This window comes from Syntrophomonas zehnderi OL-4, assembly GCF_000983115.1.
GTDB classification, from domain to species: Bacteria; Bacillota; Syntrophomonadia; order Syntrophomonadales; family Syntrophomonadaceae; genus Syntrophomonas_B; species Syntrophomonas_B zehnderi.
Genome location: NZ_CGIH01000017.1, coordinates 1 through 7,286, shown reverse-complemented (window position 1 = coordinate 7,286; position 7,286 = coordinate 1). Strand labels below are relative to the sequence as shown.

Genomic DNA, 7,286 nt, shown 5'->3' with positions numbered 1-7,286 from the left:
AAGTCCTACAAACCATTTATAAGCCAGATTTACGCTCAAATCCTGTATTAACTGTTCATCAGACAGGTTGTATAGATATTTTAATATTTGTATTCTTAGCATCATCTCTGGCTCTTTTGCTGGTCTGCCAAAGTTTTTACAATATCTATCTGCTAATAAATCATTAACAAAGCTAAGATCTATGGCGGAATCTATTTGTTTAAGTATGTGATTATCCGGGATCATTTGGTATAATGCGGTATAGAAGCTGTTTTGTCTAAAGACGTTATTAACTAACATAAAAAGCATACCTCCCTTAGTTAATTTTGTTTTCGCTAACCAAATTATACCACAGGAGGGTATGCTTTTTGTGCTTTAAATGGACTTTTTCAGTGATCTCGAACCGTCCCCCTGACACTCGCCAGTCAGTTCAGAATATTGTATATATTTACTTGAAAATTAAATATAATAAATAATAACCTGTATATTTTCCGCCCCTACAATGGAGTTTATATAGAGTTGCAAATACCAGCATACCATCGCAGTTTTTAAGCATTTGCAAATACCGGCTTTCCTAAATTTCTTTTTTAAAGAATCAATAATTACGATCTTGTTCCCGATTTGTAAGTTGGGTAAATCTTTATTTTTGGTTAAGGGGGATTTTCATGCGTAAATACTATAAATCATTTAATTTTCTTAATAAAAATGGTTTAACCTTAGTAGAAATATTAGTAGCCCTAGTTATACTTTTATTAGTAGTAACTGCTTGTTTTCCCCTCTTTACTTTAGCTGCTAAAATTACTAGTGAAAATCGGGCTCGTACGATTGCTAATGAATTAGCCAAAAGTGAGTTAGAACGAACCTTAGCACAAGTAAATGCGACTAACTATATTAGTGAAGCAGATGATATCAGGTTAGCACCACTGAAAACTGGAGTTTTTGAATATTATTTTGACGATAACGGCAAACCTCTATTAAATAACGGTAAATATAGCACTGCCCCTGATCCAAATTCACGCTACTCCCTTTTTAAAGCCCGTAAAATAGTACAATGGATAGATGATCCTGCCGATGGTAAACGTCCTGATGATAAAAATCCCTTTGATTATAAAGTACTAACAATAGAAGTTTCTTGTCCTTCACAATTTACGGGCAAAGTAGTTAAAAAGGCCGATTTTAAAACTTTTGTTGCTCGGGAAGGGAGCACTTCGCCTATTACTGGGGTAATTATTGAAGTAGTCAGGGGCTGGACTGACGAGAATGGCGGCCGTATTCCCATTGAGGGTGTTAATGTAAGCCTAGATGGTACGGGGCCGAGCCATGTTGCGGTGACTAATATGGACGGGCAAGCTTTAATTCCTATAGAATTTCCTAATGATAATACTGAATATTCTTATGAAGTAAAAACTGAACGCCTAGGGATGATTAACCGTCCTAATCAACCTACTATAGATATAAAAGCCCAACCTTATGTTACAAATTATAAACAGATTGAAATGGAAGAACCAGCAACACTTACTGTTAGTTTTGAACCTAGCAAGAAAGATTTTAATATTACTCTGGGGGGTAACGGGGAATCTAGGGTAGAAAATATAGCTGCCCATCAAAACAGCATAACATTTAATAATCTTTGGCCATCAGGTATAGATCCAGATAACCCTGGCCGATTCTGTGGTGAGGGTAACTACACTCTTTCCATAGATCCCCTTTTAGTATACCCTGCCCAGCTTAACCAACTATTATCTGAAAATGGACTGAAACATCCCGCTGATGAATATTTCGAAGATAAACCTCCTTTATTAAACATGTGGGATTTTGAAAGCAATTATAAAGGTATCGGCCCAGCATGGGAAGCATCGGCAGCAAAGTATGATATTCATCCTGATACTATGCATAGGCTAGCTTTATTAAATGATACCAATGATTTTGAAATAATAGATTTAACCCGATATAAACCTGCTTCTGGTATTACTGCTCAACTTAAAGTTTATTTTAATGAATTAGGCTTATCAGAATATACCTCATTATCTGAGGATTTTATCTTAGTTTATATAGGTAAGGAAAATGCTAATTTAGATAGTGATGATCCTAATGACTGGACACCATATATTAAAATCAGTAAAAAAGATGGGAAATGGGCCTTAATAGATGCAGATAATAAAGTAATTAAAGAAGAAACTGATGACCACAAGATAACACTTACAGTTTATGATCAAACAGATACAGAACTTGTGCTTAATAATAATTATTTTTCAAAAAAATTTAAATTCCGTTTTGACAGTAGTCCTGCTATTAATACTTTCTTTTTCCGCAATTTTAATATTTATTGTTCTTATAGTACTAACAGTATTCAATTTTCAAAGCCTGCCCATAATCTTACTTTAAAAATTTCAGGCAAATAAGGGGGAATTATATGTCATCATTTTTTTTAAAAGTAAAAATGAATGATCGCGGCATGACTTTGATAGAAGTTTTAGTCGTTCTTGTTTTACTCTTATTTATATTAACCCCCGCTATCAACGCTATAACCGCTACCAACCGTATATGGTCTCATTCAGAAGCTATTAATCCACGCATAGCCGAAGCTAATACATCTATGCTCTTAATCAGCAAGGAAATCCGTAGAGCAGCAAGCCCCGCCAGAACAGTTGATCCTGTCCTTGTGGAAGATGCAGGACAACGCCTGGTAATATATCATTACAACGAAGCTGAGACTACATGGGAGAAAATTATTTATCAAGTAACTGCTGATAACTACTTAAAAAAAGTAATCTTATCTGATCCCGACCCAGCTGCAGTTTTAAGTCTTGTTATCCCTGATGAAGATGATTCTGTCTGGCATACTTTAGCCGAAGGGGTTACCAGTAAACCTTTTAACCGTCCAGAAGATTCTAGCATGGTAGAGGTCAATATTCAGATAAGTGACACCAGCCAAATAAATAAACGTTTTACTCCTTTTGACCTCGCTTCTAATTATATGATTAGGAGCAGAGAAATTGGAGCAATAATTGGGGCACCAGTATTAGACGAAACAGAACCAGAGGTAATTCCAGTCCATAAAATTATAGTTAGTCCGACATTTGCCAGAATGGTAATCACCAAAACAAATACACATGAACTATCACTTAATATAACTCAAATTTGGCCGGCCAATGCTACTGATAAATCAGTAAGATGGCAATCAAGCCATCCCGATTGGGTAAAAGTAGAACCGAGTAATGATACTTCGTTGGCAACTATAAAACTAATGAAAAAAGAAAGTGATTGGAATTATTGGGAGTTTATAGGGTTAATACCGCCTAATGTTACGATTACAGCAACTGCTAATACCGGTGAAGCCAAAGCTACTTGTAAAATAAACATAAATAAATGGTTGTAGGGGGGGAATAATAATGAGATTTAAAAAATTCGCCAATACATTAAAAAACCAACAAGGGGCAGCACTTCCTATGGTGCTTATCCTTATGATACTTATGTTTATTTTATCAGTAGCAGCTTACCAAATGAGTCAAGGTAATACTGGAATTATAGCTATCGCTTCCACTAGCGAAAAAGCCCTTTACGCTGCTGAGCAAGGTTACAACCGCACATTATGGCGATTTAATAATGAGAAAGATAATTTTTTAGTTATCGAAGATGATAATCCTGATCCAATACAATATGGAAATAAAGAGTATAACCTCTATGAACTAAAACCTGGCTCTAACTACCGTATAAATGTCCTAGTCCCACTTGTAGAAATAGAAGGACAAACTGATAAGGTTGAAGATAATAACCTCAGGATTATACGCTCAACAGGTTGGGATAAGAGTCATCCCGAGCGGTTGCGTACAATAGAAGTGGAAGTATATAAAAAGACTTTTACCCAATTTGTAATGGCAAATGACAAGGAAGAAGATAACTCCGGGAATCCTATCTATTGGCTTTCAGATGAAGCGGTATATGGGCCTTTACATACTAACCATACCTTATATGTTAAGGGCTATCCGACTTTTTACGGGCCAGTAACTTATGTAAAAGGAATTAACATTACCCCCGCTGAAAACCTTTATAATCCCGCAATTTTTCGTAAAGGCAACTCCCAGGTAGCTGAAACATTAGCTTTTAGCAGCAGCCTAAGCAGCCTTAAGGCTTATGCCCGCATTGAAGGACAATATTATAATGGAGGGCGTGCCTGTATTCACTTATTAGAAAATGGCAGATATAATATCCGCAGGTGTGCATGGAATAATGACCCTAATCAGGTACGCTGGTATTACAATGATGCCGAATATCGTTTTAGACCAACGAAAGATGGCAATCCTCCTGATTTATTGCAAACCAACCTTTGGTGGGATAGGGAAATTGCTGCTGAAAAAGCTGATAAATCTTCAGATGTTATGTTTCAAAAGATATTTCGCAATAGTGACGGTAGTATAGACAATAGCCGCACCGAAAATTTCCATTCCTTTGCTGCTTTTGCCGCAACAGTTGCATCTATGGAACTTCCGGCAAATGGAGTTATTTATGTAGATGGAAGAACTGGTACTAATGACACTAACGGCGTAAATAAGTATCATGCTGGATTAGGTAATGTATTTGTATCAGGGAAATTAAATGGACGCCTTACTATTGCAGCTGCTAATGATATTTATATTACTGGCCACAATCCTTGTGATTGGAGCAGACCTGAATGGAATAGCAGCTGGTATGATAATACCCCAGGCGTAACTTATCAAAATACTGGCTTTAATCAGGTTTTTGAAGATAATGAATGGCTTTATACCGAAATAACGGGAAATGGTGATGATATGTTAGGGTTAGTTGCCTCTAATTTTGTAAATGTACTTCATTTTAACTGGTTATCCCAGCATGATAAAGATGTGCGTTTTCGCGGCTCTATCGGCTCTTTGTTCGCATATAAAGATTACTGCTGGACATTTATGAATATTAACTCTCTACCTGTTGATAATGCTCCTAAGAATATTAATCTTCACGCCGCTATCTATTCCCAAAATGAATCTTTCGGTTTTGAAGCCCACGATGCAAGTATCATTATAAGTAAGGATAATGCTAATTTAGTTGGTTCAATTGCTCAGAAATACCGGGGGCCTCTGGGAATTAGCGGCATAATTTTAAGTGGCGGTTATAAAAAACACTACACTCATGATCCTCGTTTCCTCTATGATTCGCCGCCCCATTTTCCTAACCCGGCTAACTCAGGTTGGGAATCATCCCGCTGGAATGAGATTAAAAACCATATCCAATAATAATGCATAGTTGAATACAAAAGAGGGGTATACTCCCCTCTTTTCGTAAAATTTCCTACCAATTTTTCCTGGTTTTTTCCGCATTAGGATTAGTCCCCATATAGCGGTCATCTTTCCAGTATCCATGTTGTATTACACCATTTGGCCAAACATAGTAACCTTCACCATTTAAACGATCCTGCTTAAATTCACCTACATAGTATGAACTATCCGGCCAATAATAGACTCCGACCCCTTCAAAAATTAGGTTTTTAAATTCTCCCCTATACCTTTCACCATTAGGAAAATAATAACTCCCCTGTCCGGTTGCTTTACCTTGCACCATTTGACCTTCATACCTTTCACCATTAGGCCAATTGATTGCCCCCATCCCCGAGGCTTCGTTTTCCTTAAATCCACCTTCGTAATAAGTCCCATTTGCCCAAGTAAATTTACCTTGACCATCCCGTTGATTGTTTAGAAACTGGCCTGCATATTTTTCTCCAGTTGGCCATTTAAATACTCCGCTCCCATGCATCATATGCTCTGCAAATTCACCTTCGTAATACTCCCCGGTTGGAAACCGTAAATAACCATAACCGTAGAACATATTATTTTTCCAGCTGCCTTTATACCAGACCCCGTTAGTAAAAAAGAGCGTTCCTTCCCCATCAGCTTTACCAATTACTAAGTTGCCCAGATAATAGCTAAAATCTGGCCATTCAATTTCTCCCTTAATTCTATTACCAGCCGTCAAAGGAATATGCTGCTGCTTAAGTAAAAGGTCTTTGATTTCTTTACTTACATCACGCATAGCTTCATATTTTAAACTATGCTTCTCCCAAGCAATACTTTCGTAATTAGTTTCTAGCTGTTCTTCCTTAGGTATAGTCTTATCCTGTTTAAGAACTCCCTCCAGGTACAGAGTCAATGTATATATTGCCATATCCCTTCCCTGATTAGGGTAGGTTGCACTATAAGCTATGACTTGTTTTTCGTTATCTCCTTTGCTTAAGGTACCCATAATTAAGTTATCTCCGGGAACTGCTAACTTTTTTTGCCATAGCACATGACCAAATTCATTAATTCTAATAGCTAATATATTTTTATTATCTAAAAAATATCCAATTAAAAGTACTCCGCCATCTCCTTTTATATTTTCACCTTGCAATTTGCGGTTATTCTTAAATGCATCTGGGACTGGAACAATCGCCATTGACATTAAACCTGATACATCTCCGAAATAACGCTCTTTCGCTCCATCAATCGCTATTTGGTACCCTGGCCAGCTTTGATTCCAACCATTTTTATCGACATAAATAAGAAATATTTTTTCCTCGCCGCTGGTAGTTTTAGAATTGCCAGCCACTAAATAACCCATATGTTCTTCATTACTATTTACCATTACTCCAACTGTGATTCCCTGTTCATCATTTTGACCACCATAATTTCTACTCCAGTTAACCTCACCATATGCGTCCAAGCGAACCAAATACAAATCCCGTTTGCCGTTAGACTTATAATCTGTAGAACCGGTAAAAATGTAGCCATCATTATAATCATCTTTATCTAACATCTGTATAATTTGATGGACCTGCTGATTCCCGCTATTAATATACGTTTTTTCCCATCGGGACGGGTTTTGGTCCGCCGACTTCCAGTTACCTGTCTTATCTAGCTTAATAATTCGGATATTCTGATTATCTTCGCCTGTGGCACCTGCTACTATCAACCCGCCATCATTTGTACTGGCAATGGAATTTACGATTTTTAAGGGTAAATCCTTCTGCCACGCTATTTTTCCGCTATTGTCTATCGTAAGCAATCGAAGTACATTTTGTTCTGCTGCCTGACTGCTAACCGCCATCACAAAACCATCTTTCAACATATGTAATAATTTAAGGGTATCATCACCTTTAAGGTTATACGTTTTTTTCCATATTTGTTTACCATCTTTATCAAGTTTTTGGGCTGTGATATCACGCTCACCAGTCATTATGTCATTGTAATAAGAAATAAAAATATAGTCCTTTTCCGCAGGATATATAAAACGTTCAGTATTATTAAAATTTAAAGTTT

5 protein-coding genes are annotated in these 7,286 nt (G+C 36.9%); 3 read left to right on the top strand and 2 right to left on the bottom strand.

What is annotated here, in order from left to right; translation table 11 throughout:
• A partial coding sequence (locus AAV90_RS04725) for an IS1182 family transposase (RefSeq protein WP_046496411.1) occupies positions 1-279 on the bottom strand: 279 nt, incomplete at its 3' end.
• A 365-nt stretch (positions 280-644) separates the two neighbouring features.
• Here AAV90_RS04725 and AAV90_RS04720 point away from each other — a divergent pair.
• From AAV90_RS04720 to AAV90_RS04710, 3 genes are read left to right on the top strand one after another with little or no spacing between them, the layout of a single operon-like run.
• On the top strand, positions 645-2,381 hold the full coding sequence (locus AAV90_RS04720; protein ID WP_046496409.1) for a prepilin-type N-terminal cleavage/methylation domain-containing protein: 1,737 nt from the start codon (positions 645-647) through the stop codon (positions 2,379-2,381).
• Between the two features lie 11 nt (positions 2,382-2,392).
• Complete coding sequence (locus AAV90_RS04715; RefSeq protein WP_046496407.1) at positions 2,393-3,358, top strand: prepilin-type N-terminal cleavage/methylation domain-containing protein; 966 nt, start codon at positions 2,393-2,395, stop codon at positions 3,356-3,358.
• A gap of 13 nt (positions 3,359-3,371) precedes the next feature.
• A complete protein-coding gene (locus AAV90_RS04710) occupies positions 3,372-5,228 on the top strand; it encodes a pilus assembly PilX family protein (protein WP_046496406.1) in 1,857 nt (618 codons plus the stop codon).
• 55 nt (positions 5,229-5,283) lie between these two features.
• On the opposite strand, the gene AAV90_RS04705 is transcribed toward AAV90_RS04710, so the two are convergent.
• Positions 5,284-7,286 (bottom strand): MORN repeat-containing protein (locus tag AAV90_RS04705; protein WP_046496404.1); only part of this gene is annotated, 2,003 nt, incomplete at its 5' end.

Coding starts and splice junctions, on each gene's coding strand:
- AAV90_RS04710 (WP_046496406.1), top strand. CDS start 3,372: ATGAGATTTAAAAAATTCGCCAATACATTAAAAAACCAACAAGGGGCA.
- AAV90_RS04715 (WP_046496407.1), top strand. CDS start 2,393: ATGTCATCATTTTTTTTAAAAGTAAAAATGAATGATCGCGGCATGACT.
- AAV90_RS04720 (WP_046496409.1), top strand. CDS start 645: ATGCGTAAATACTATAAATCATTTAATTTTCTTAATAAAAATGGTTTA.